Origin of the sequence: Streptomyces sp. NPDC050448 (genome assembly GCF_040655295.1) — a bacterium.
GTDB lineage: Bacteria > Actinomycetota > Actinomycetes > Streptomycetales > Streptomycetaceae > Streptomyces.
This window is the reverse complement of sequence record NZ_JBFAJR010000131.1, coordinates 1-1,472: the sequence shown is the minus strand read 5'-3', so window position 1 is coordinate 1,472 and position 1,472 is coordinate 1. Positions and strand designations below refer to the sequence as shown.

1 protein-coding gene is annotated in these 1,472 nt (G+C 69.2%); it reads right to left on the bottom strand.

Annotated elements, in window-relative coordinates; genetic code table 11:
• Positions 1–35: 35 nt before the first annotated feature.
• Complete coding sequence (locus AB0I68_RS39065; protein WP_363182207.1) at positions 36–1,229, bottom strand: IS30 family transposase; 1,194 nt, start codon at positions 1,227–1,229, stop codon at positions 36–38.
• Positions 1,230–1,472: the final 243 nt, after the last annotated feature.

Here is a 1,472-nt window from a genome sequence, read left to right as displayed (position 1 = left end):
GGCGGATTCTTGGGGTCCTCGCAACACCTGATGGCTTACGCGGCTGTCAGTAGATCACGCAGGCGCTCGGCTGGGGTTCTCCAGTCGAGCGTTTTGCGTGGTCGGCCGTTGAGTTGTTGGGCGACGTGTTCGAGGTCTTCGGCGCTGTGCACGGACAGGTCGGTGCCCTTGGGGAAGTACTGCCGCAGCAGGCCGTTGGTGTTCTCGTTCGACCCGCGCTGCCAGGGTGAGTGGGGGTCGCAGAAGTAGACCGGCACTCCCGTGGCCACGGTGAACTGCTTATGCGCGGCCATCTCGCAGCCCTGGTCCCAGGTCAGCGAGCCGCGCAGGTGCTCGGGCAGGGTCTGGATCAAGGGCACCAGCACGTCGCGGACCTCCTCGGCGGTGTGCCCGCCAGACAGATGCCCGAGCAGGACGTAGCGGGTGGAGCGTTCGACCAGGGTCACGATCGCGCTCTCGCTTCGAGGACCGACGATCAGATCGCCTTCCCAGTGGCCGGGCACCGCCCGGTCCTCCACCTCGGCAGGACGCTCGGAGATCATCACCATCTCGTCGACGAACCGGCGGGTGCGCTGTTCCGGGCTGCGGCGAGGCTTGCGGCGGGTGCGCCCGCTGCGCAGTGCGACCGCGATCTCGCGGCGCAGGCCGCCTCGGGCCTGGACGTAGATGGCCTGGTAGATCGTCTCCGGACTCACCCGCATGCTCTCGTCGTCGGGGAACTCGATGACCACAGCGTGACTGATCTGCTCCGGGGACCAGCGTTCACGCAGCTTGTCCTCAACGTATCGACGCAGCGGACCGTCTGCGGCGAGCTTCGATGCCCTGGGCCGTGACCGGCTCCCGGCCCAGGCCCGCTGAGCCCGGTGCGGCCGATAGACGCCCTCGACCGCCCGGGCGTCGATCTCCCGCTTGACCGTGGACGCCGGTCGCCCCAGAGCCCGTCCGATCGCCCGCAGCGAATGGCCGGCCCGGTGCATGTCAGCGATCGCCTCCCGCTCGGTCACGTTCAGGAACCGGGGGTGCAGCCGCGCGTCGACCGCCGCGAGGGACGGCCGGGTTGTGCTGGCGCCAATGGTGGTCACACCGGTCTTGTAGTCGATCAGACGGCCGTCAGCACGCAGACGCGAGTGGCCGATCTGCCGGATGCCCTGGTCCCAGTCCTCGGCGGTCCGCTCGTGGACACCGGCCTGCGCGGCGGCATCGCGGCGTCGGACTCCGGCCGCACGCAGCCGCTCGTACTCCGCCCGACCCGGATGCCCGGCCGTGCCGGGCTTGCCGCGACCGCGGACACCGGCCTGACGGGCCCATCCGAACGCCGTATTACGGTTCACGCCGACTGCGCGAGCGGCAGCGGTGATACTGCCGTCCTCCCGATCCAGCGCCTCGAAGAACCTCGCCTTCAGCACCTCAAAACCCATGATCCCCGCAACTCCCTGAACTCCAGGGTGTTGCGGGGATCAGTAGAACCGGCC